Genomic DNA, 24602 nt, shown 5'->3' with positions numbered 1-24602 from the left:
TGAATTTGGTTGTGCTGCCTTTACGCTAGGTTTATCCACGTAGACTTGCTTTGGGTATAAGCGGTAAAACACGCCAGAGATTTGTCTCTAGAATTACCCGACTGTTTATAACCACCAAACGGTTGGGTCATATCACCGTCACCAAAGCAGTTCACCCAAATAACGCCTGCTTCAATCGACTTTGTCATTCTGTGCGCGGTATTTAAATCAGACGTCCACAAGCCCGCCGCCAGTCCATACTTAGAATCGTTCGCAATTTTTAGTGCTTGCGCTTCGTCATCAAAAGGAATTAACGCCACAACAGGGCCGAAAATTTCTTCTTGGGCAATAGACATATCGGATCTGACTTGGGTAAATAGTGCTGGCTGTATATAGGCGCCATGCGCTAAGTCTGAAGGGACTTCTCCGCCAAACGCCAGTTTTGCCCCTTCTTTAGTACCTGCTTCAATTTTTTCCAACACCCCTTGGCGTTGTTGTAGTGACACCATGGGGCCTAAACTAGTGGCTGGGTCTAATGGATTGCCCGGTTGATATACTTCGCGGCTTTTCTCGATAAACTTTTCTACAAAGGCATCGTGAATATCGCTATGAACCAACAATCGAGAACCTGCGTTACATACTTGGCCTACGTTGTCGTATATACCGGCGATGGCGATATCTACAGCCTGATCTAAATCAGCAAGGTCTGGCATAAATATTTGCGGACTTTTACCACCGGTTTCTAACGCTACCCGTTTCAAATTTGATTCACCGGAATACATCATTAGCTTTTTGCCAACCGCGGTAGACCCTGTAAAACTTATTTTGGCTACATCCATATGCAGCGCTAACGCCTTACCGGCTATATGGCCATAACCATTTATCACGTTAAACACACCAGCAGGGCCGCCGGCTTCTATAAACAGCTGAGCAAATCGCGTGCAACTAAGCGGAGCCTGCTCTGAAGGCTTCAATACAACGCAATTACCTGCAGCTAACGCAGGCGCCACCTTCCAAATGGCCATAAGTAGCGGATAATTCCATGCAGAAATGGCCCCCACTATGCCTAGTGGTTCGTGCTGAATCATATGTAGTGCGTTATTTTCGGTGTTGGTGACTGAACCACTCACTTTATCAATACACTCGGCAAAGAATCGCAGTGACACTGACACTTCAGGTATATCAATAGTTAAGCAGTCTGTAATGGGCTTACCCATATCTAGACTATCTAGCAATGCAAGCTCGCCTGCATGTTCATCGACCAAGTCAGCTAATCGTAAAAGTACATTCATGCGCTCACGAGGAGGCATATGTCTCCAACGACCATCATCCCATGCGGCTTTACAAGAACTCACTGCCGCATCGACATCTGCATCACTTGCTGACGCGACCTTGGCATTAACATCACCATTAGCCGGATTGATGGAATCAAAGGTTTCACCACTCACCGCAGACACATAACCACCATTTATGAACAAATCAGATTGTATTTCCAAATCTTTTGAAAAACCCACCCAATCTTCGAGTGAAAAGTTCGCAGGATCTGATTTATTCAACAACGTGGATGGCATGTATAAAACCTCTTAAAACTATTTTGCTCATTTATTCATCAATCATAAATCGAAATATGATAAAGGCACAATTGAGCATTATTTGATTATTCATTAAAATTTCTAACCTATGCGCAAGTCGGTTAAAAATTTTCACATATAATTGGCAACATTGACGTATCAGTTTTTAATATCACTGATATTTTTACTAATTTAAGACATAACAAGTTAATAGAATTAAATTGAAAAAATAGAAATTAGATAAAACCAAAATTTCTTTAACGTAATAAGCACTATTCGGTCGTTTTTAGAAAATCAAGCCAGGCTTAAATTTACTGCTTGCGCAAAACAAAATAAGCCAAAACTATAAATTCAATTGATCTTCTAAAATTAAATCGGCGCCTTTTTCAGCCACCATCATTACAGGTGCGTTGATGTTGCCCGACGTGATATTTGGAAAAATGGAAGCATCTACAACACGAAGGCCAGTGACACCATGCACTTTCAGTCTTGCATCTACCACAGCATTACTCTGCTCAGGCCCCATGGCACAGGTTCCACAAAGGTGGTAAATCGACCCGCCTTGCTCTCTAAAGTACTGCAGCATGCTATCGTCATCATTAACGGCAACCCCCGGTTTTACTTCTTCAGCGGTGACTGCTTTTAGTGCGGGAGCTTGCATTAAGCGTCTGATGAGGCGGCTCCCTTGACGCACTTCCTCTATGTCTTTCTCGGTAGATAAATAGTTGGGACGGATAAATGGCTTGTCGCTGGGATTGTTCGATGACAACTCTACCGTGCCTTTACTACTAGGCCGGCAAGAATTAAACGCGACTAGAAAACCTGAATAAGGGTCCGGCGCTAACTTAGCATTAGGATCGGCCGGAATTTGATATGACATGGGGTTGAAGTACAACTGAAGATTAGGCAACGCTTCGGTATCAGCCCCTTTTACAAAGCCTCCACCTTGGTTAACGCTTATCGATAAAGGTCCGCTACGAGTAAATACATACTGTAGCGCCGCTTTAGCTTGTCCGAACAACGACCCTAAATCGTCGTTCAATGTTTTTACTTTTGCTTTGAAGTAGTAACTAACACATAAATGATCTTGAAGATTTTGCCCTACAGCAGGAGAGTGAGTCACAACAGGAATATCATACTTACCTAGTAGACAAGTATCTCCCACCCCAGAAAGCTGAAGTAACTTTGGCGAATCTACCGCGCCAGCTGATAGCACAACTTCTCTTTTCGCTTTAAGGGTTTGCTGAACCCCAGCGGTGTTTACTTGTACACCGTAGGCATGTTTGTCTTCATTGAATAATACTTTTTCGACCACCGTATCGCGCAATACATGCAAGTTAGGGCGCTTTAGTGCAGGCTTAAGATGCGCTGAGTTACTGCAATGGCGAAAGCCTTTGTAGATATTGGCGTCGTAAATACCTATACCTTCAAACTGAGCACCATTGAAGTCGTCGTTTAATGTGAAGCCAAGCTGTTCTGCGCCCTTCAAATAATAACGACAAAAAGGGTGTGCCCCTTTTTTCATTTGGGTAATGCCTACCTTTCCGCTGCCAGAATGGTGTTCGGTGTCGCCTAACGGGTGTCGCTCTAGCTTTTTAAAATAAGGTAATACATCGGCATACGACCAGCCTTCGTTGCCTGCTTGTGCCCACGCATCGAAGTCTGAGGCTTGCCCACGTACATAAATCATTGCATTAATGGAGCCCGAACCACCCTGACCTTTACCGCGCGGTGCGTACATTTTGCGCCCAGCCATGTTGGGCTCTTCTTCGCTGTAGTACATGTAGTTGTAGGTGGGGTGGTAATAGGTTTTCGCAAAACCAATAGGCAGCTTTATCCAAGGTAATCGGTTTTTACCCCCAGCTTCAATCAAGAGTACGGAATAGTCACCAGACTCACTGAGCCTATCAGCAAGAATACATCCTGCTGACCCTGCACCGGTAATGATAAAGTCGTACTCAGGGGTACTCATGTTTGCCCTACCGTTTCCAGTCTTGATTAGACTGTTCTTTTACATCGTAAGGCTTGGCATCCATGGATAGATGTAGGGTTTTTCCTGTATAGGGCGAATGCGCTTTCACCACATCCATATTTAGCTCTACACCCAAGCCAGGCTTGGTAGACGGAATTATGTAGCCGTCTTTCCATTCAATTTTTTCTTGTAAAACGTCGGCATGAAAACCGTCCCACGTCATTATACTTTCTTGAATAAGGAAGTTCGGCGTTGCGGTGGCAAGTTGCACACTGGCAGCCGCGCCAACAGGGCCGTTGTATAAATGGGGCGCTATTTGGGCATAATGCACTTCTGCAATACTGGCTATCTTCTTCGCCTCTAGAATGCCGCCTACCCGACCTAAATTCATTTGCAAAATAGACGCGGCACCATGGCTAAGTAAATCGAAGAACTCGTATTTCGTGGTTAAGCGCTCGCCGGTAGCCACGGGAATACTAGTATTTTTTGCCACTTCGGCCATAGCGGATGCTTGACCAGGAGGAACAGGCTCTTCAAACCATAAAGGATCGAACGGCTCTAGACGCTTGGCTAAACGAATAGCACCTGCCGGAGTCATTTGACCATGGGTGCCCATAAGTAAATCACACTTATTCCCCACGGTTTTGCGAATGCGTTCACAGAAAGTGGCGGCTTTGTCGATAGCTTCTAGAGACAGTTGATGACCGCAGTAATTGCCATAAGGCCCTACGGGGTCAAATTTCAACGCGGTGAAACCTTGCTCCATATTTTTCTGAGCACATTCAACCGCCAGTTCTAGGTTATCGTAATCGTAATCGCCGTCTTCATTTTCAGGATATAGGTAGGTATAGGTACGCAGTTTATCGTGAATTTTTCCACCGATAAGTTCGTAAACAGGTTTTCCTGCTGCCTTACCGATAATATCCCAGCACGCCATTTCTAACCCACTGACTACACCCATCATGCTTAAGTCGGGGCGCTGTGTGAACCCGCTAGAATAGGCTGCGCGAAAGAAGCGCTCTACATGATGCGGGTCGAAACCTTTTAAGTAACGATCGAAAACGTCTTCAATGGCATGGGTCATCACACTCGGATGAAACGTAGCGGCGTAAACCTCGCCAATACCTTCAATACCACAGTCGGTTCTGAGTGAAACAAAAATCCAGTACATCCCCCCTACATGAGGCGGCGGTGTAGCAACGATATAAGATTCACAAGAAACAACTTTCATGGTTTTACCTTTTTCACCAGCACCACAGTGCCAGCGTATTTTAAAGAATGTAATGACTCACCACTAACGCCCAACAATATTCGCTTACAGCGAAGCCTTAACGCGCTAGTATTTAAGTACGACCAAACGAGTTTGCGTGTATTCCAGCATACCGTGCTTACCATCATCACCGCCCAAACCAGAGCGTTTCCACCCAGCATGAAAACCTTGATAAGGGTCGGATGGTGTGCGGTTGATATACACTTCACCCGCCTCCATTTCATTCGCCACTTTCATTGCGGTACGGTAATTTTCGGTATAAATCACAGACGCTAATCCGAACTGGTGATCGTTAGCTAACGCCAGCGCTTCATCTACATTTGAGTATTTCAAGACGGGTAATACTGGCCCAAAAATTTCTTCTTGGACGATTTCCATGTCTTGGCGGCAATTGGTCAGTAAGGTCGGCGGGTAAAAATAGCCTTTGCCTTCAGGAATGAAGCCACCAAGCTCTAGGTTAGCCCCATCATCAATGGCTCTTTCCACCATTTGATGAATGTTCAAACGTGCATTGCCGTTGACTAATGGCCCCATGAAACCTGGGTTGTCTACACGGCTACCAAACTGTTGGCTTTTCATGTTTTTATGTAGCAAGGCTACAAATTCATCGTAAATATCTTCATGCACATAAGCCCGCTCTACTGCCGTACAAAGCTGGCCACAGTTTGTATTTTTAGAACCTACTATTTCTCTAGCGGCTTTTTCTAAGTCGGCATCTGGCTCAACAATTGCGGGGGTTTTACCGCCTAGCTCTAACGACGATTTAGCAATATTCACTTGTGAATACTCTAAAACTTTTCGTCCAGCACCAACACTTCCTGTCAGAGTAATCATGCCCACTTTAGGGTGCGTACACACAAGCTCAGCCGTCGCGTGGGTCATGGTAAGTACATTCACTACGCCCTTAGGAATGCCCGCTTCTTGAATCACTTTGGCAATGGCAAATGCTGAACAGGGCGTGTTATTGCTGGGTCTAACGACTACCGTATTCCCAGTAATAAGCGCTGGCGCAATTTTGCGAAGAAAGGTGTAAACAGGGTAGTTAAATGGAATTAATGCCACCACAACGCCAATAGCTTCTCGTTGCAAGAGCAGGTTTTCATCTGGGGTATCGCTGGGAATAATTTCTCCCTCGATACGACGTGCCCATTCAGCATGATAACGAGTAATATCAGCGGCATACACAGCTTCGTTGGTGGCGTCTTCAAGGCTCTTCCCTGACTCTTCAGCCAGCGCAGCACCAATATCATCTTTGCGTAATACAAGGGTGTCAGCCAACTTCTGTAAGTAGCCACCACGCTCTATGCTAGTAAGCTTTCGCCAGGCGCGTTGTGCTTCGGTAGCACTTTCAATTGCCGATGCAGCTTCTTCTGGGCTTGCCGCAGGAACCTGAGCAATAAGCGCTTCAGTTGCAGGATCATAAACGTCTATCAATGAACTTGGAGGAGTACTAACAAATTCATTATTAATGAAGTTTTTTTCGATTCTCATGGGCATGCCTTAAATCTTAATTAATTCATTGTAAGCAGGGTTAAAATTTCAAGTCAAACTTTTATTATATTTAGAATATTGATTCCATATATGAAAAAATATACCCCATATTTTCCACTTTTTAACGTCAGACTAATGCGTTAAATAGCCCATTTTGGTTTATTTCACCCACTGATGTACGCAACCAGCCGACGCTTTTAATTACTTTCACCTAACTCGCCCGCCTTTAGATCTTTAATTACATACATATAGAAGAATTCCATCTTCAACTAATCATAGAATAGCCCTGTTAGCTTGCTGGCCTTACTACGCGAGATAACGTAAGATTATTTTTTTATATATAAAATAGTGGCAAGTGGTCGATGGAAACGTTAAAAGCAAAGTCAAAAGCGCCGGCTGTAGATGCCTCTATTTTAATGATGAATTTAATTGCTACATCATCGTACCCTTTAACCCTTTCTGAAATTTGCTCTCAGCTTGATATGCCGCCGGCCAGTGGGCACCGTATTATCAACGCGCTGTTAGAGCATCAGATGATTGCCCTTGATCCTAATCGTAAAAAAGCCTACTGCATTGGCTCTAAAATTTTTCAAATTGCCTCCACGATTTACAACAAGCAAAGCATCATCCCGTTTTTTTATCCCGTGGCAGAAATTTTAAAAAACGAAATTCATAAATCTATTTTTCTGTATTCCCCAGTAGGTAATCGGGTGGTAACAGTAGCAAAGGTAGACTCTTCACTGAGCGGCCCTTTAACCTTTCATTTAGGGCAAACCACTGCCATGCATTGCTCTGCATCTGGGGTAGCCATCTTGTCTATGCAATCTTCCGCATTACAAAAGAATTACTTTGATGTAGAAGAAAAGCACGACCCTAGCATCAGTCAACAGTTGCCAAAAATACACGAAGAGTTAGCGCGGGCTAAACGCTTGGGGTATGCCGTAACTCAGCGAGAGAACGGTAGCCATTATTGCTGTATTGCCGCGCCAGTGCTGAATTTAAGAAACGAGCCTATTGCGGCAATAAGTGTAGTGATAAACGCCGATTTTTTAAGTAAACAAAGCGCTCGCGACTATTCAAAAAATCTTGTGCAGGCGGCTCGCCAATTGTCTGCCCATATCGTTTAGCCATACCGCCAGTCATTAAGGGCGCTCCGGTGCGGGGCTGCACAGGTGCCAAGATACAAAGGTACAGAGACACACGGCTTTACTATACTTCCTCGCTAATCCAGCATTCTTTTCGCTTCATTCCGGCTTTTTAGGGCCCCAAATAAGCAAAACGTCATTGGTTAGAAAAATTAACCATACACCCAAAATTTATCATTTTTACCCAATCCATTTTTATATAACTATCGGATTTCTTGGAGCGATACGAACTCCAATAAGCCAACAGCTGTGCTTTGCAATGGCACACCGAAATATAATAAAAAGGTAAACACATGAAGATAGGATTCATCGGATTAGGTAATGTGGGTGGCAAATTAGCAGGAAGCTTAATACGTAACGGCTGCGACCTTACCGTTAGAGATTTAAATCCAGAATTCGTCGCAGACTTTGTTGCTCGTGGCGCCAAGTCTGCCGACTCAGCAAAAGAAATAGCTGAAAAGTGTGACGTTATATTCACATGCTTGCCTTCTCCCGCTGCGTGTTCTCACGTTATGGAAGCCGAAGATGGCGTGTTGGCAGGTATTAGCCCTGGTAAAATTTGGCTAGAAATGAGTACAACCGATGAGGCCGAAGTTCGCCGCATTGGCGCACTAGTAAAAGAAAAGGGTGCCATGCCTGTCGATTGCCCAGTATCTGGGGGCTGCCATCGTGCCGATACCGGTAATATTTCTATTTTTGCAGGCTGCGACCGTGAAGCGTTCGATACCGTTCTACCTATTCTGACCATTATGGGCAGACGTGTTCTTCACACCGGCGAGCTTGGTTCTGCATCAACCCTAAAAGTAGTAACTAACTACCTATGCACAGTGCACCTTGCTGCGTTGTCAGAGGCATTAACGGTTTCTAAAGTGATGGGTATGGATATGAACGTAGCCTATGAAGCCATTAAGGCATCGTCGGGGAATTCATTTGTTCACGAAACTGAATCTCAGGTAATACTGAACGGGAGCCGTGATATTGGCTTTACTATGGATTTAGTATCAAAAGATGTCGGCCTGTTTGACGAAGTAGCAAAGCGTGCAGGCATCCCTTTAGAGCTAGCACCTTTAATGGTAGATATTTTTAAAGACGGTGAAGAGCGTTACGGCCCTCGTGAATATTCGCCTAATATCATCCGCAGAATGGAAGATGCATGCGACGTTAAAGTACTAGGTAAAGGCTTCCCCGCGTTTATGGTTGACGACGAGCCAGAAGAAAAAGGCTATGAAGTTGTGGTACCGCTAAGGAGCGATTACTAAAGCCAATATGCCCACCTATCGCTTGCTTGATTGAGAAATATCGCATTAAGCCGCACCTTTACTAGAAGGCAACCTGAGCGGGTTGCCTTCAGTTTATTGGTTTAGGGCTAGTGCATTTTAGCTTGTGCGTTTAAGTGTAAAGACAACGACTTTAGCTGGTTTATTAATAGTTATTAGTTGGATTCTGCACCATTGTTTGGTAGTTATGTTGTGATAATTTTCTACGATAAAGGTCTTTAAATGGAACGTCGGTTACTTCCGCCACTCAGTACCATAAGCGGTTTTGAGGCCGCTGCACGCAGACTGAGCCACCGCGCTGCGGCGGAAGAGTTAAATTTAACGCACCCAGCAATTAGCCATCAAATCAAAAACTTAGAAGAACATTTAGGGGTAAAACTATTTAATCGCGACGGCAGAAATGTAGTTCTTAGCGATGAAGGTAAGTTGTTTTATCCCTATGTGCTTGAAGCCCTTGAACAGCTTGCTTTAGGTGTCGCCACCGTTAAAAAAGCGGTAGAGCACGCCCCCCTGCGAGTACAAACTTATGTCACCTTATCTATTCGCTGGCTCGCTCGCCAGTTACCCGCTTTTCATGATGAACACCCCACGGTGAATGTGCAACTTGATACCTATGCATCGAAATGGGAGTTCGACGAAGAATCTTCCGATGTTGGCATTGTGTACTGCGATACCACACCTTCAGACCGGTATCATTGGGAGCCTATCTTCGACTCCCGTGTATACGCAGTGTGTAGCCCAGCCTTACTTGAAAAATATGACGGTAAAATAACACCAGAAGATCTACTAAATTTACCCCTACTTTCTGTAGAAACCGAAGTAGATTATTGGAAGCGCTGGTTTGAAAGTGCCAATGTTACACCCGGTGTTATCACACCTTATATGGTGGTTGATACAAAAGCCGTTGCCCTTGAAATGGCCATTAACAATGAAGGGGTGGCTTTGGTAAATGGCCCCTTTATAGACGACGATTTACGCATGGGCCGATTGGTAAAACCCTGTGAGCACGAAACCACGTTTTCTGGAAGCTGGGGCATAATTTGTCGTAAGGAAGACAAAGACAAACCTGATATTAAGCACTTCTTCGACTGGATGCTAAAAATCACTTCGCAGATGTAACCTAAGACCTGCCTCAGATGCCATAGCTTCTGTTTAACGTCACACGCACTGCATACATCGAAGAGGCTGATCATGGCTTACTCGTTAAATTAATTTTCACACTGAATAGCCGCTAATTAAAGCACTGTAGATATGTTTCACTTTTCAAAATGAGACATTTACCGGTTCATATAAGACATACGAATTTTATTTCTATATACTAAAAATTGGTTTTAATTAATTTAAAACTAAAAATAGAATGAAAAAGGTAAATCCGAAAATAATTTCAGGTGTAAATTAAAAGTGTTAGATAATTTACAAGCTTAAAAATTAGTTGTTGTAACAACATAAGAAACGCAAATAATTTTTAAACTTGTAGCGGCGTATTTAGAAAGTTATGGGTCGTTATAATTAAATAATCAACACCCTTGAATGCTAATCTGTCACGAAGAACGCTATTCATTAATGCGAGTGAACATACTCACTGCTATTTTTTGATTAGAACGATGGCATCATTAATAAGCAATAACCGAACAAAGGTTGTTCACTTTTCGCAGTCGACAATAATTGACAAGAAGTATGGTGAGAACAAAAACTGGGCACAAACACACATTCACACTGTGATTGCCATTTGAAATATACATTCACCAAATCTTGGCTTTACCTTAAAAATTTAGAACGCTGCTTCGTATAGCAAACAATAAGTAAAAGAAGGTAAAAAATGTCTCATAATGCAGCTAAAGCATTAAAAGCAAAAAAAGGCCTCATAAATAAGCCCCCTACATGGCTACGCTTTGATTTTAAAAACGATATTAAACACAGCGTATTTTGGCCTCCGTTTCTCCTACTGCTGGCCGCCATGGTGTTTAGCTTTATCGATTTACCTCACTTCCTTCGGGTGGTATCCGGTATTAACGACTGGATATTAGATACCTTCGCATGGCTGTTTAGCTTTTCTACGTTGTGCTTACTGCTGTCACTTATCGCCACTTTTTTCTCTCCATTAGGCAAAATTAGAATTGGGGGTAGCCGTGCCACCCCATTACTCTCTAAATGGCAGTGGTTTTCTATTACTTTGTGTACCACATTGGCCACCGGCATTTTGTTTTGGAGTGCGGCCGAGCCGATGTTTCATTTCTATGAACCGCCCGTGTCACTCAACATAGAACCACAAAGCGAAATGGCTGCAGTATTTACTATGGCCACCATGTTTATGCATTGGACATTTACGCCCTATGCCATTTATTGCTTACCTGCCTTGGTGTTCGCCCTGTGTTTTTACAATTTACAAATGCCCTTTTCGCTTGGCTCGTCACTAAGACCATTTTTGGGCAAGTTGATCACGCCAACGACAGGCAAGGTTATCGATGCTATTGCCTTGTTTGCGTTAGTTGCCGGTATGGCATCATCGTTAGGCACCGGGGTGCTGATGTTAAGCGGCGGGCTAGAGTCGGTATTGGGGTTGCCTAACACCAAAACTGTAATGGCATTAGTGTGTGCCGCCATTGTTATCACTTTTGTGGCATCTGCGGTAAGTGGGTTACAAAAAGGTATTGCCAAGTTATCCAACCTGAACGCTAAAATTTTTATAGTCGCCTGTATATTTGTACTTTTCTTTGGCCCCACCAGCTACGTTTTTTCTTTAGGTATTGAAGGGTTAATTGACTACGGCACTCACTTTTTCGCGCGTAGTTTAAACACCTACACAGGCCCGAACGACGACTGGCCGAAGTTATGGATAGTGTTCTATTGGGCAAATTGGTACGCATGGGCACCGGTAGTCGCTTTGTTCCTTGGAAGAATTGCCCGCGGTTACACCGTTAGGCAGTTCATTGTGGTGAACTTAGTACTGCCTGCCTTATTCGCCATGGTATGGATGTCTACATTTTCTGGCAGCACCTTATTTTTCGACCAAGAACTAAATGGTGGTATTCGCCAAGCGATGGATGCAAACGGTGCTGAAGGCGCGATTTACTCGCTATTCGACAACCTGCCCATTAGCGCTATTGTGGCGACAATATTTATTTGTATCACGTTTATATCTTACGTAACTGCAGCAGATTCCAACACCGATACCATGAGTAACTTATGCTCTGCTGATACCGACCAACCAGAGACAGCGGCAAATGTTGAATGCGCCACAGATACTACCGAAGATGCGAGTGCGAACTCGGGCTCTTTGTTGATGCTAAAATTCGTATGGGGTATTAGTATTGGTGTTATCGCGTGGGTAATGGTGAGCTTTGCCAGTATTGACGGTATTAAAATGATGTCGAATTTAGGTGGACTGCCCGCCATGTTTATCATTATTTGTGTAAACGCTTCATTATTTGTGCTGGTATACCGCGTAGCTCGTGGCAATATGCTGGAACCTAAGCCTGCTAAAAACCATCGGAATATAGATCCACCCGAAGGCTTTTAATGCTCCAAAACTAATAGGTTATATTGTTGGCGCTAGTTCGGTTCGTACTAGCGCTTTTCGTATTGGCAAATTTGGTTCTAGTACATTTGGCGCTAGAACCCGTCGCATTGAGTACAGTTATGCGCGTATTACTTCAATCTATGTTTTCTTTGTTGCTCTCAGCAGCTATTTTACTGATGGGCCACGGCCTGCAATACACCATTGTGCCTTTATATGCGGTAAGCCTAGATTGGGCGCCGTCTACCATCGGTTATATTGGCTCTAGCTATTTTCTTGGCTTTGTATTTGGCTGCTTAAGCGTGCCTAAACTTGTGGCACGAGTAGGTCATATCAGAGTGTTTACTGTGTTAATTGCCCTTACCACTGCCTCTATGTTGTTCATTGGCATGGTGAACCATTTTGAATCATGGTTAATAGCCCGATTGCTAATGGGATGGTCGATGGCGGGTATCTACATGGTAATTGAAAGCTGGCTTAACGAGAAAACCAGCTCTGATCATCGTGGCAGTATATTGTCGATATATGCGGTGATTACGTTGTTTGCCATCTGTGTAGGGCAATTGTTAGTCGGTTTCGATATTGGCTTTGAAAGGCTCTTCATGCTGGCCGCTGCGCTACTAGTATTAGGCATATTGCCTATTGGGTTAACCTCACGCACCGCGCCAAACCCTATCCCAGACATAAAATTCAGCTTTAAACGCATTATGTCAGTATCGCAAATAGCCATGGTGGGTGCCTTCTTGGGCGGCTTTGTTACGGGCGGTTTTTGGGCTTTAGGGCCTGTGGCCGCAGACAGCAATGGCCTTGATGCGGGACAAGTCGGTATTTTTATGGCCATCACCCTGCTTGGGGGCGCCGCGTTGCAATATCCATTAGGTCGATTATCTGACTTTATTGACCGACGCCTCGTCATTGCTGGCCTGGCTATTGTTGGGTTTATTATATGTATTGTGGCCGTACAGCCATTTTTCGAAAGCCCATCGTTTATATTCATTACCATGTTTTTGTTTGGCGGTTTAGTCTTTCCGCTTTATGCACTGTGCTTAGCCCACGCAAACGATAATACTGATCTGTCGGTAATTGAAATTGGTAGCGGTGTGTTAATGATGAACAGCTTAGGCAGTGTATTTGGGCCCATGGTGGTGTCTTCTTTAATTAAATACACCCAGCATGCCTTGTTTGTCGTTTCTGCCTTCGCCTTCTTCATTTTGGCTTGCTGGACGATTTACCGCATTAAATTCCACAAAGTGGAGCGCGAACACTTCATGCCGTTTGTTAACGTGAGCAAAACTACCCATGAGGTTATTGAAATGGGTATTGATGAAGAAGAGCCTGATGATTCACAGGCGCCTTTAGCCGGTGAGTCAGAGTATAAGCACGCACCAGAGGTAGAACCGATTCCTAACCCAGAAGCCTGACCCAAAAGAAAAGCTGAGTTAGCAGTCTTTGTTAGAACAGACTGCTAGTTTTAAGAAAAGCCTGTACCTCAAGTTTTGATGTAAGCACTAAGGTGAAGTTCTAGCGATAGGCTTTCTAGCATAGCCGTGGCGTTACTTAGTGAACACCACGGTTTTTTGACCGTAAAGAAATATGCGGTTTTCAATGTGGTTTTGCACCGCACGAGCTAGGGTTAAGCACTCTACATCTCGCCCTTTTGCGGCTAAATCTTGCGGTAAGAAACCATGATCCACCGTTTCCACCCCTTGGCTGATAATAGGCCCTTCATCTAGTTCATCGCTAACATAATGGGCAGTAGCACCTACTAGCTTTATGCCTTTTTCATAAGCCTGATGATAAGGCTTGGCCCCTTTGAAGCCAGGCAGCAATGAATGGTGAATATTTATGGCTCGGCCTTTTAGCTTCACGCACATGTCGTTCGATAACACCTGCATATAGCGGGCAAGTACCACCAAGTCCGTATCATATTGCTGAATGACTCCCCACACTAAGGCTTCTTGTTCGGCTTTGGTTTCGCTGCTAATAGGAAAGTGGTAATAAGGAATATTATGCCATTTTGCCAGGCTTTCGCAGTCGGGGTGATTAGACACTATAGCTTGAATATCTACCGCTAAACTGCCCACCCGCCAACGATATAACAAATCATTTAAGCAATGATCTTGCTTAGACACCATGATCACAATTTTAGGTTTATACGCTTTTGCTACCAACTGCCACTGCATATCGAACTTATCTGCTTGTGGGCTAAAGCCCTCAAAGAAGGCTTGTCTGTCAAAATCAGCGCCATTGTCGGGCCGAAATTCAATACGAATAAAGAACTGCCCGTTTTCTGTATCATCAAAAGAATGAATTTCGGTAATGTAGAAACCATTTTGATACAAATAACGGGTAACCACATCTACCGTACCTAACTTACTTGAACAGCTAGCGGTAATAATTTGTGCTTGCGCACTTTGTTGTTGAGTATTTGTAGGCAGCGCCATTACTGTTCCTTTCACGAAATATAAAGATGCAGACCCAATTAAAGGGTTACACGCAAGCCATATTCTTGGCTACTTTGTTGCAACCACAACCAAAAATAATCAGCAAAGCTACGCCGTACAATAAGCTGAAAACTGTACTCACCAGTGCGGCGAATATGAGTAGACGATTTAGCAAATGCGGTACCAATAACCTTTCCAACAGGAAACTGCTTCAGGTGAAAATCGTAGCCCGTTGATTTTTGCAGCACCTTAATGCAATCAGGCCCGCTGATTTCAAGAATAGTTTGCCCACCACTAATGTCAGACACCGCAAAGTGGCCAGTGATGCTTTTTCTTAAGGTCGCTTCTATTGTTTCTTCTCTTCCGCCTTCAACGATAATTAGCCACTCATCAGGCGATAACCACATAATAGTAGCGTCGTCATTTTGCGCCGAAGTACAAGGGGCTAGCGGTAACGCTAAACCTAGTACTTTTTCCACGCCCTCTTTAAATTCTGTGTTGTTACTATTACCTCGTAAGTTAAGGTGCCCTAGCAACTTAGCTTCACGAAGACACACACTACCATCGGTTTTTCTATCACTCGTTAAAGTATCACTCGGTAAAGCCGAAGAACCCAGGGAAGCCAATGACGGAAAATCTGCATGGTATAAAGGCGACTGTACATTAACCCTATTAGACATTTTGACGTTCTCCTTTAGCATCATAAAATACAGAACTGCATATCTCGGCTTCCACTGTGGTGCCATCGGCAAGAGGAACAAAAACCGACTGCCCCATGCGCTGCAAACCTCCTTTCACCACGGCCAATGCAAAAGAGTGACCCAAGCAAGCACTGTAATAGCTAGAGGTAACATGCCCCACCATGGTCATAGGAATACTTTCATCAGGATCGAATACAAGCTGCGCGCCTTCGGGCAATACGTAGTTTTTATCTTTCGGTTTTAACCCTACAAATTGCTTCCGATCGTTACGCTGGTTATCTTCGCGGGTCCAAGAGCGTTTACCTAGGTAACTAAATTCTTTCTTCTTCCCAACCACCCAATTCATGTCTAAATCTTGTGGCGTTACCGAACCATCGGTATCTTGCCCCACTATAATAAACCCTTTTTCAGCCCGTAATATGTGCATAGTTTCTGTGCCGTAAGGGGTGATATCGAACTCTTCACCTGCAGCCATTACTGCTTCCCAGGTATGAAGGCCATGGTTGGCTTGCACATTTATTTCAAACGACAATTCCCCGGTGAACGAAATACGGAATATACGCGCCTTCACACCAGCCACTTCTGTGGCAATCCAGCCCATGTAAGGAAAAGCGTCGTTGCTCACATCAGCATCAGTAAGCTTTTCTAACACTTTGCGGCTATTAGGGCCTGAAATCGTCATGGTAGACCAATGATCGGTCACCGTGCTGAAGTAAACTTCTAGTTCTGGCCATTCTGTCTGGTGCCACAACTCTAGCCAGCTTAATACCGCCGGTGCGCCGCCTGTGGTGGTGGTCATTAAAAAGCGGTTATCGTTAATACACGAGGTTACCCCATCGTCAAACACCATACCGTCTTCTTTACACATTACCCCGTAGCGACATTTCCCTACCGCTAATTGGCTCCATGGGTTGGTATAAACACGGTTCAAAAATTCTCGTGCGTCTTTGCCTTGAATGTCTATTTTGCCTAGCGTTGAAGCATCTAAAATACCCACGCTATTGCGCGTGGCTAAACATTCACGTTGCAGCGCTTGCTGCATGGTTTCCCCTGGTTTAGGGAAATACCATGGCCGTTTCCACTGGCCTACGTCTTCAAACTCTGCGCCATTGGCCAAATGCCAGCTGTGCATGGCGGTAAAACGTGCCGGGTCGAAAAGGTGCTTCACATCGCTGCCCGACAGCGCCCCAAAGGTAACCGGCGTATACATAGGCCGAAAAATTGTGGTGCCTGTTTCAGGAATAGTTTTACCTAGTGACTTTGCAGTAATAGCCATGCCATTAATGTTGCCTAGCTTGCCTTGATCGGTTCCAAAACCTAGCGCCGTATAACGCTTAACATGCTCGATAGACTCAAAGCCTTCGCGGTTCGCAAGCTCGATACCTGCCGCGGTCACGTCGTTTTGATAGTCGACAAACTGTTTTGGGGCTCGGCTGGTAGGTTTTACATGCGGAATATGAAACAGTGCCATGGCGGGTGCTTCAACGGGCTCTTTTGTAACAGGCGCACTGCTAGACGCTACAAGCTTTAATGTTGGTGCTGAAAGTTCTAGCTCTGCTGAAAGCTCTTGTTCCGCTAAAGGCTTTTCACCCGCTGATGGCGCTTTACCCGCTAAAGGCTCTTTACCCGCTGATGGCTCCTTACCCGCTAAAGGCTTTTGCACCGATTCATCACTAACAGCTTGCGCTGCTTTAACACCGCATTGCATGCCTTCGTTCAACACCTGAGTTAACGAATATACGCCATTAACGCCGCCACAGATAAGCTGTGCTTGTTCAGTTTTCCCTGGTACAAAGCCTTGAATATCATCACGCCAAACAGGTTTGCTGCCTGTGTGCGACGATAAATGCAGTACAGGGCTCCAACCGCCAGAACTGGCTACGGTATCGCAGGTGTAACTCACTACTTCACCTTCAACCTTTTCGCCATTGGTGCTAATAGCAGCCACATCTACCGACTTCACCCGTTTACTGCCCTTCACGTTAATAATGGCGTGGCCGAATAAAACCTTAATGCCACACTCCATGGCTTGTTTTACCAAATCGCCTTCACTACCTGCTGTTGGATTAGGTCGTGTATCTACAATTAGCGCCACTTGTTTACCGGCATCATGCCACGCTATAGCTGCTTTATAGGCGTTGTCGTTGGTGGTCATTAGGGCCAATGTATTACCAGGCACTACCGCATAACGATTGATATAAGTAGAAACCGCAGACGCCAACATACAACCGGGCACATCATTATTACCAAACACCAATGGCCGTTCGTGAGCGCCCGTAGCCAAAACAACCTGTTTGGCTCGCACTTTATGCACGCGCTGACGGGTGCCATTGCTATCGGTTTCACCTATATGATCGCTACGGCGCTCGTTAATACCCAAAAAGTTATGGTCGAAATAACCAAATACGGTACTACGTGGAAGTAGCGTAACGTTTTCATTTTGTGCCAGCTCACTTAGGGTATTTGCCACCCAAGCAGACGCACTCATGCCATCAAGCAATTGGGTAGAGCACAGTAAGCTGCCACCCATTTCATTTTGTTCATCGGCAATAATAACGCGACTACCTGCTCGCGCCGCAGCCAACGCTGCAGATAGCCCTGCTGGGCCAGCGCCTACAATCATCACATCACAATGATGATGCATTTTGTCGTAGGTATCGGGATCGGGTTGCAGCGGGCTACTGCCTAATCCGGCACCCTTGCGAATCATTTTTTCATACGACATCCACATAGACTGCGGAAACATAAAGGTTTTGTAGTAGAAGCCCGGAGGCATAGCTGCGCCGCCTACTTTGCCTACCGTTTCCATTAAATCGAAATCCACGTTAGGCCAACCGTTGGTGGCTTTGCACACTAGGTTTTGATACAGCTCGGTTTGCGTAGCCCGCGGGTTCGGAATAGTAGAGGCGTCGTTCGAGCCTATTTGAAAGATAGCATTAGGCTCTTGGGCGTCTGCGGTAATAATGCCTCTGGGGCGGCTGTATTTGAAACTTCTGCCTACTACATCAACGCCATTAGCCAGCAATGCCGAGGCGAGTGTATCGCCCTCAAAACCCTGATAGGTTTTGTTATTAAAAGTGAAATTTAAGGTTTTATGCCTATTAATGCGGCCACCTAGTTCAAGACGGTTTACTTGGCTCATTGTACTTCCTCAGCAGTAATACTGGGCTGCTGCCCCATTTTGTAGGTTTCAAGTATTTTGTAGGTCACGGTGTGTCGCGTCATATTGAAGAACTTTCGACATCCGGCTGCATGCACCCACATTTCATGGTGCAAACCACGGGGATTTTTGCGGAAGAACAAATACTGAGACCATTCTTCATCTGTTAGTGATTCTGGCGCTAACGGACGCACAATGTGGGCTTGACCGTGGGGGTGAAACTCTTCTTCTTCGCGATATTCTTCGCAATAAGGGCAGTAGATATGCAACATGTTTTGAGCTCCCTGACTTAGTGCGCAACACCGGCAGCGCCGTGTTCGTCGATTAATTTACCCGATGTGAAACGGTTTACGTCAAAGGCCTTGGCAAGTGGGTGTGGATCATCTTTTGCGACTGTGTGTGCAAAAACATGGCCCGACCCCGGCGTAGCTTTGAACCCACCGGTTCCCCAACCGCAATTAAAATACAGCCCCTTGATATGGGTTTTAGAAATAATCGGACAGGCATCAGGGCAGGTATCAACAATGCCACCCCACGCACGATTAAGTCTTACACGGCTAAAAATAGGAAACATCTCGATAATGGCAGAAATGGTATGTTCAAGAATATTGAATGAACCCCGTTGCCCGTAGCCCAAATAGCCATCGATCCCCGCGCCGATTACTAAGTCGCCCTTATCCGATTGGCTTACGTAACCATGTACATGGTTAGACATGACCACTGTGTCGAGTATGGGTTTAATTGGCTCAGACACCATGGCCTGTAATGGATGAGACTCCAATGGCAGCTCCATGCCAACCATTTTGGCTAGCGTACCTGAGTTACCTGCGGCTACGCAGGCAACCTTATTGGTAGAAATGAAGCCACGATTGGTTTCTACACCACAAACTGCACCGTCTTTACGACGAATTCCGGTTACTTCGGTTTGTTGTAATAAGTCTACGCCAAAGGCATCAGCGGCGCGGGCATAGCCCCAAGCCACCGCATCGTGACGAGCTGTACCGCCACGGGGTTGCCATGATGCGCCCATGACGGGGTAACGTGCGTTTTTAGAACAATCTAAAATAGGCACAAGATCTTGTACTTCTTGACCGTTAAGCAATTGAGAGTCGATACCGTTAAGTCGGTTAGCACTTACTCTGCGTTCGATATCACGCATGTCTTGCAACGTGTGCCCTAAATTGAGAACGCCACGCTGACTGAACATCAGGTTGTAGTTTAAATCTTGCGCCAAGCCTTCCCACAATTTTAAAGAATGCTCGTACAAGTGCGCCGCTTCATCCCACAAATAGTTTGAACGAATAATTGTGGTGTTACGCGCTGTATTCCCGCCGCCAAGGTAGCCTTTTTCAACCACGGCAATATTGGTCATGCCATGCTCTTTTGCCATGTAATAGGCCGTGGCCAACCCATGACCACCACCGCCAACAATAATGGCATCGTAGTGCTTTTTAGGCGTTGGGTTCCGCCATACTCGCTGCCAGTTTTCGTGGTGACTCAAGGAGTGCTTTAGCAGTCCGAACCCAGAGTATTTTTGCATGGTTCTACCTTTCATTAATTGCGCGCAGCAATATCTATTTATTCATACCCCCTACATCTGTAGGTACTGGGCATAGTAAAAATGATGACTAAAACGTTATCGATAAACCGGATGAGCCTCGCAAAGCGCCAACACGTTACTTTTTACAGTGGCTATCATGTCTTCGCTGTGAATGTCGTCCAACACATCGCAAATCCGATGGGTTAGGTCCGTCACTTCTTTAATTCCAAACCCTCTACTGGTGATAGCTGGCGTACCAATGCGCAGTCCGCTCGTTACAAAAGGGGATTGGGGGTCGTTAGGCACTGAATTCTTATTTACCGTTATATTTGCTTTACCAAGGGCGGCATCAGCATCTTTACCGGTCATGTTTTTATCAATTAAATCGAGCAGGAATAAATGGTTATCGGTACCGCCAGACACCACTTTGTAGGTTCGCTTTTCAAATACATCAGCCATTGCACGCGCGTTGTCGATAACCTGTTTTTGGTATTCAACAAAGTCTGCCTCCATGGCTTCTTTGAACGAAATCGCTTTGGCCGCGATAACATGCATTAATGGGCCACCTTGACCGCCAGGGAAAACCGCCGAGTTAAATTTCTTTTCTAATGCTTCATTGTGCTTGGCTAAAATAAGCCCGCCACGAGGGCCGCGAAGGGTTTTATGCGTGGTGGTGGTAACGACATCGGCAATGGGCACTGGGTTAGGATATTGGCCTGCGGCCACCAAGCCGGCCACATGCGCCATATCAACGAACAACCATGCGCCTATTTCATCGGCAATATCGCGAAAACGCTGCCAATCTACTACTCGTGAATAAGCCGAAAAACCTGCAATAATCATTTTAGGTTTGTGCTTGCGCGCCAAGGCTGCTACTTGGTCGTAGTCGATTTCGCCAGTAGTTTCATTTAATCCGTACTGCACAGAGTGATAGATTTTGCCGGAGAAGCTAACCTTCGAACCATGAGTTAAGTGCCCACCGTGCGCCAAACTCATGCCTAACACCGTATCGCCAGGCTCGAGTAACGCCATAAATACTGCGGCGTTCGCTTGTGATCCAGAATGAGGCTGCACATTCGCGTAGTCTGCCGAAAACAATGCTTTGGCTCTGTCGATGGCAAGTTGCTCTACAACATCGACATGTTCGCAACCGCCGTAATAGCGTTTGCCTGGATAACCTTCGGCATATTTATTTGTTAGCTGAGTGCCTTGCGCCTGCATCACGCGGGCGCTGGTGTAGTTTTCAGACGCAATCAGTTCAACATGATCTTGTTGGCGTTTTTCTTCGTTAAGAATGGCTTGCCAAATGTCATTGTCGTACTCGGCAATCTGATCATCTTTGTAAAACATTATGCTTTCCTCAGCACCGACAGCAGCGAACATTGTCGTAAATAAATGTGAATGTAATGACACTAACTTTTCAGCGAAGGCGCTTTGTATCTAGCTGATTCAAAGTGAATCTTTTTGCTGTTTATTTCGACTTCTTGTAGCAGCATATTAGCCCTCGTTTTACTCGCTAATAGTTCTGCTAACGCCACAATTGCCACCATTAACGACATTTTTTCACAGCATAAAATCTTGGGCTAATTCACCCATTTGGCATGTAAAAGGGCTTGTAAAAAAGCTTGTAAATAAAGGGTTATCAAAAACGAAAAATTCCGGGCTAGCCGGAATTTTTTAGGTAGGAAAGTAAGCGTCATGATAATGCTGAATGGCAGGCTTAGTACTCTATCGCTACATCGCCTTTCGGTATGCTGCAGCAACTTAGAATGTAGCCATCTTCCACGTCTTCATCGGTAATGCCGCCGTTGTGTGACATCTCAACTTCGCCAGCAGTTTTCTTCACCATACACGTGCCGCACATGCCTAGCCCGCATCCCTTGGGAATATGCAAGCCTACAAGTGCAGCTGCGGTGTGCACGGTTTGATCGGGTTGAATTTTGATTGATTTACCGCTGTTACTAAACTCAACTTGCAGTAAGTCGTCGGTATCAATATCGATATTCGCGTTGTCATCGGCCTGTTGCTGCGCATCTAGATGCGCTTCGGTAGGCGGTAAGCCAAAGCTTTCTTCATGGTAATTTTCCATGTTGAAACCCACAACCGTGAGCAGCTTTTTAATGGCATCCATATAAGCTGGCGGACCACAGCAAAAAATGGTTCGCTGCATGAAATCAGGGGCAATAATTTCTAGCTGGCGCTGATCTACAAACCCATAATACCCATTCCAACTTTCACCGTTTTCATAGCGTTCGCACACGATATTTAAATTGAAGTTATCGATGCGCGCATCCATCAATTTTAGTTCGCGGTAATAAATGATGTCTCTGGGTGTTCTAGCACTGTGAACAAAGGTGATATCTACGTTCGCGTTTGTGTCGTACCACCAGCGTGTCATCGACATAATGGGCGTAATACCCACCCCGCCAGATAGCAGTAACACTTTGTCGCTAGCAATATCAAAGCAGTTAAACGCCCCTACCGGGCCATGAATGGTGAGTAAATCACCCAGTTTTAAATTGTCGTGCATCCAGTTAGACACTTGGCCGCCGGGTATGCGTTTTATGGTAACGGAAAAGCTGTAGGGCACCGATGGTGAAGACGAAATAGTGTAACTACGAAATACTTGCTCACTGTTTATCTGCAATTCAAAAGTAACAAACTGCCCAGGCTTGAAAAAGTGCATAACCGGTGAGCTTGCCTTAAAACAAAACGTGCGCACGTCCATGGTTTCATAGATAACGTTAACGCACTGCACTTCGTGGCGCCCGTTGGCCCAGCTTTGCGTATTTACATCGGTTAAAAAATTCTCGCTCATTGCGAACACATTCCATAAAACTAAACAGGATATGCGCTCAATATCTACTAGTAAGAATTGCCCCACTTATTCAAAAACGACAAGCCTGTAACCAATAACACCAACATCAAAAATCCAAACTTGGTCGCGCAATCAAACAGGCGCAAAAAAAACGCCAGAGGTCGGAATTGCACGCTAGTTTTGTCGTTATTGGCAATGCTTTAATCATTAAGGCGCTGCAAAATCAAAAAATCCAGGTAGAGCACATGTCGAACATACAACGGCTCTGTAAAAACCAACACTTCACCAGCCTAACGCTATAAAAGCGCTGGAAACCATACAGGGCAAGGAAACATATAGAATGGCAAACCTAAATATTATACCGAGTTCGACAATACCTTGTACCAAAGAGCAAGCGATAGCTGACAGCTTAAAAGCGCACCCTGTTTCGCTGTCGTTACCCCAGCCTTTCTACACCGAGCAAGCCAACTTCGATATTGAAATGGAGCAAATATTTCAAAAAGAATGGCTGTTTGTAGGGCTTAGCTGCGAAATTCCTAAAAAAGGTAATTTCATGACGCAGCAAATTGGCAATAGCCCCATTACTATAGTGCGTGATCAAAATGGTGAAGTTCGTGCATTCCATAATGTTTGCCGACATCGCGGCTCGAAGCTGTGCTTAACCGAAAAAGGTAAAACCGCCAAATTAGTGTGTTCGTACCACCAGTGGACATACGAGCTAGATGGTAATTTACTGTACGCTGGCACCGATATGGGCGACGATTTTGATAAATCAAAATTCGGTTTACACCCGGTTCATTGTAAAAATGCAGGGGGGTATATTTATATCTCTCTTAGTGACAATCCAACCAATATTGATGATTTCTTTGAAGATCTAACCCATTACCTTGAACCCTACGATTTAGAAAACGCAAAAGTGGCTGTTGAAAAGACCATAGTAGAAGAAGCAAATTGGAAACTGGTAATAGAAAACAATCGAGAGTGTTATCACTGTAGCGGTTCGCACCCAGAACTTTTAGGTTCATTGTTGGAATGGGACGACACGGAAGACCCAAGAGCAAGCGATGAGTTTAAGTTTTTAGTGGCATCGAAACAGGCACTATGGGACGCAGAAGGCATTCCTCATAAGCATGTTTCTCACGGATACGCTAAGCGCAACCGCATTGTTCGTATGCCGTTAAAAGAAGGCACCCATGTCATGACCGTAGACGGTAAAATTGCGGTTAAAAAACTGATGGGACGAATTAAAAACCCTGAGTTAGGTTCAATGCGTATTTTGCACCTGCCTAATTCGTGGAACCATGCGCAAAGCGACCACATTGTTGCTTTTCAAGTTAAACCCCTTGGCCCACGCAAAACTGAAGTAACCACAAAGTGGGTTGTACACAAAGACGCGGTTGAAGGGGTAGATTACGACCTTGATAGACTTACCTACGTATGGGATGAAACTAATAAGCAAGATAGACGTTTGGTAGAAAACAACCAACGAGGCATTAATTCTATGGCCTATCAACCAGGTCCTTATTCTGCCACTTATGAGTTTGGGGTAATTAACTTTATCGACTGGTTTAGTTACACCATGCAAGTGAACATTGCTGCTTCTAGAGAGCTTACTACATCTAATGGGCTCACTGGCTAAGCTGACCGACCTTGCTAAATAAATGAGATTGCACATTCCTTGTAGAAAAAACTTTCGTTATGTGCAATAAAACATCAA

17 protein-coding genes are annotated in these 24602 nt (G+C 44.9%); 6 read left to right on the top strand and 11 right to left on the bottom strand.

Annotated features, from left to right (window positions below; all coding sequences use genetic code 11):
- Nucleotides 1-20: 20 nt before the first annotated feature.
- From ALT761_RS00615 to aldA, 4 genes are all read right to left on the bottom strand, one after another.
- Complete coding sequence (locus ALT761_RS00615; RefSeq protein ID WP_129735681.1) at nt 21-1550, bottom strand: aldehyde dehydrogenase; 1530 nt, start codon at nt 1548-1550, stop codon at nt 21-23.
- Nucleotides 1551-1893: 343 nt separating this feature from the next.
- Nucleotides 1894-3522, bottom strand: a complete 1629-nt coding sequence (locus tag ALT761_RS00610) for a GMC family oxidoreductase (protein ID WP_129735680.1) — start codon at nt 3520-3522, stop codon at nt 1894-1896.
- A gap of 7 nt (nt 3523-3529) precedes the next feature.
- Nucleotides 3530-4753: a mandelate racemase/muconate lactonizing enzyme family protein gene (locus ALT761_RS00605; protein WP_129735679.1), complete on the bottom strand. Its 1224-nt coding sequence runs from the start codon at nt 4751-4753 to the stop codon at nt 3530-3532.
- 105 nt (nt 4754-4858) lie between these two features.
- A complete protein-coding gene (gene aldA, locus ALT761_RS00600; protein WP_129735678.1) occupies nt 4859-6283 on the bottom strand; it encodes an aldehyde dehydrogenase in 1425 nt (474 codons plus the stop codon).
- 362 nt (nt 6284-6645) lie between these two features.
- Between aldA and ALT761_RS00595 the strand changes: the two genes are divergently transcribed.
- From ALT761_RS00595 to ALT761_RS00575, 5 genes are all read left to right on the top strand, one after another.
- Entirely contained in the window at nt 6646-7410 is a 765-nt protein-coding gene (locus ALT761_RS00595; RefSeq protein WP_129735677.1) for an IclR family transcriptional regulator, read from the top strand.
- Nucleotides 7411-7721: 311 nt separating this feature from the next.
- Nucleotides 7722-8687 (top strand): NAD(P)-dependent oxidoreductase, encoded by a 966-nt coding sequence (locus ALT761_RS00590; RefSeq protein WP_129735676.1) that lies wholly within the window; start codon nt 7722-7724, stop codon nt 8685-8687.
- Between the two features lie 240 nt (nt 8688-8927).
- A complete protein-coding gene (locus tag ALT761_RS00585; RefSeq protein WP_129735675.1) occupies nt 8928-9824 on the top strand; it encodes a LysR substrate-binding domain-containing protein in 897 nt (298 codons plus the stop codon).
- A 700-nt stretch (nt 9825-10524) separates the two neighbouring features.
- Entirely contained in the window at nt 10525-12225 is a 1701-nt protein-coding gene (locus ALT761_RS00580; RefSeq protein ID WP_129735674.1) for a BCCT family transporter, read from the top strand.
- A gap of 119 nt (nt 12226-12344) precedes the next feature.
- Entirely contained in the window at nt 12345-13643 is a 1299-nt protein-coding gene (locus ALT761_RS00575; protein ID WP_129735673.1) for an MFS transporter, read from the top strand.
- Between the two features lie 132 nt (nt 13644-13775).
- Here ALT761_RS00575 and purU read toward each other — a convergent pair whose 3' ends face one another.
- The 7 genes from purU to ALT761_RS00540 all read right to left on the bottom strand — a co-directional run bounded on the left by purU (nt 13776) and on the right by ALT761_RS00540 (nt 22885).
- The gene (gene purU / locus ALT761_RS00570; protein WP_129735672.1) at nt 13776-14666 is read right to left on the bottom strand and encodes a formyltetrahydrofolate deformylase; all 891 of its coding nucleotides are present in this window, start codon (nt 14664-14666) and stop codon (nt 13776-13778) included.
- 38 nt (nt 14667-14704) lie between these two features.
- Entirely contained in the window at nt 14705-15346 is a 642-nt protein-coding gene (locus ALT761_RS00565; protein ID WP_197724984.1) for a sarcosine oxidase subunit gamma, read from the bottom strand.
- A complete protein-coding gene (locus tag ALT761_RS20735) occupies nt 15339-18509 on the bottom strand; it encodes a sarcosine oxidase subunit alpha (protein WP_129735671.1) in 3171 nt (1056 codons plus the stop codon). The genes ALT761_RS00565 and ALT761_RS20735 overlap by 8 nt, the downstream gene beginning before the upstream one ends.
- Nucleotides 18506-18799, bottom strand: coding sequence for a sarcosine oxidase subunit delta (locus ALT761_RS00555; protein ID WP_129735670.1), 294 nt, complete (start codon nt 18797-18799; stop codon nt 18506-18508). Before ALT761_RS00555 ends, ALT761_RS20735 begins: the two co-directional genes overlap by 4 nt.
- Before the next feature lie 17 nt (nt 18800-18816).
- Nucleotides 18817-20067, bottom strand: a complete 1251-nt coding sequence (locus ALT761_RS00550) for a sarcosine oxidase subunit beta family protein (RefSeq protein WP_129735669.1) — start codon at nt 20065-20067, stop codon at nt 18817-18819.
- 96 nt (nt 20068-20163) lie between these two features.
- Nucleotides 20164-21417: a serine hydroxymethyltransferase gene (glyA, locus tag ALT761_RS00545; protein ID WP_129735668.1), complete on the bottom strand. Its 1254-nt coding sequence runs from the start codon at nt 21415-21417 to the stop codon at nt 20164-20166.
- A 370-nt stretch (nt 21418-21787) separates the two neighbouring features.
- A complete protein-coding gene (locus tag ALT761_RS00540) occupies nt 21788-22885 on the bottom strand; it encodes a hybrid-cluster NAD(P)-dependent oxidoreductase (RefSeq protein ID WP_129735667.1) in 1098 nt (365 codons plus the stop codon).
- Between the two features lie 340 nt (nt 22886-23225).
- Between ALT761_RS00540 and ALT761_RS00535 the strand changes: the two genes are divergently transcribed.
- Nucleotides 23226-24524 (top strand): aromatic ring-hydroxylating oxygenase subunit alpha, encoded by a 1299-nt coding sequence (locus ALT761_RS00535; RefSeq protein ID WP_129735666.1) that lies wholly within the window; start codon nt 23226-23228, stop codon nt 24522-24524.
- Nucleotides 24525-24602: the final 78 nt, after the last annotated feature.

This window comes from Alteromonas sp. 76-1 (assembly GCF_900654235.1).
GTDB lineage: Bacteria > Pseudomonadota > Gammaproteobacteria > Enterobacterales > Alteromonadaceae > Alteromonas > Alteromonas naphthalenivorans.
This window is presented reverse-complemented; position numbering and strand designations above follow the sequence as displayed.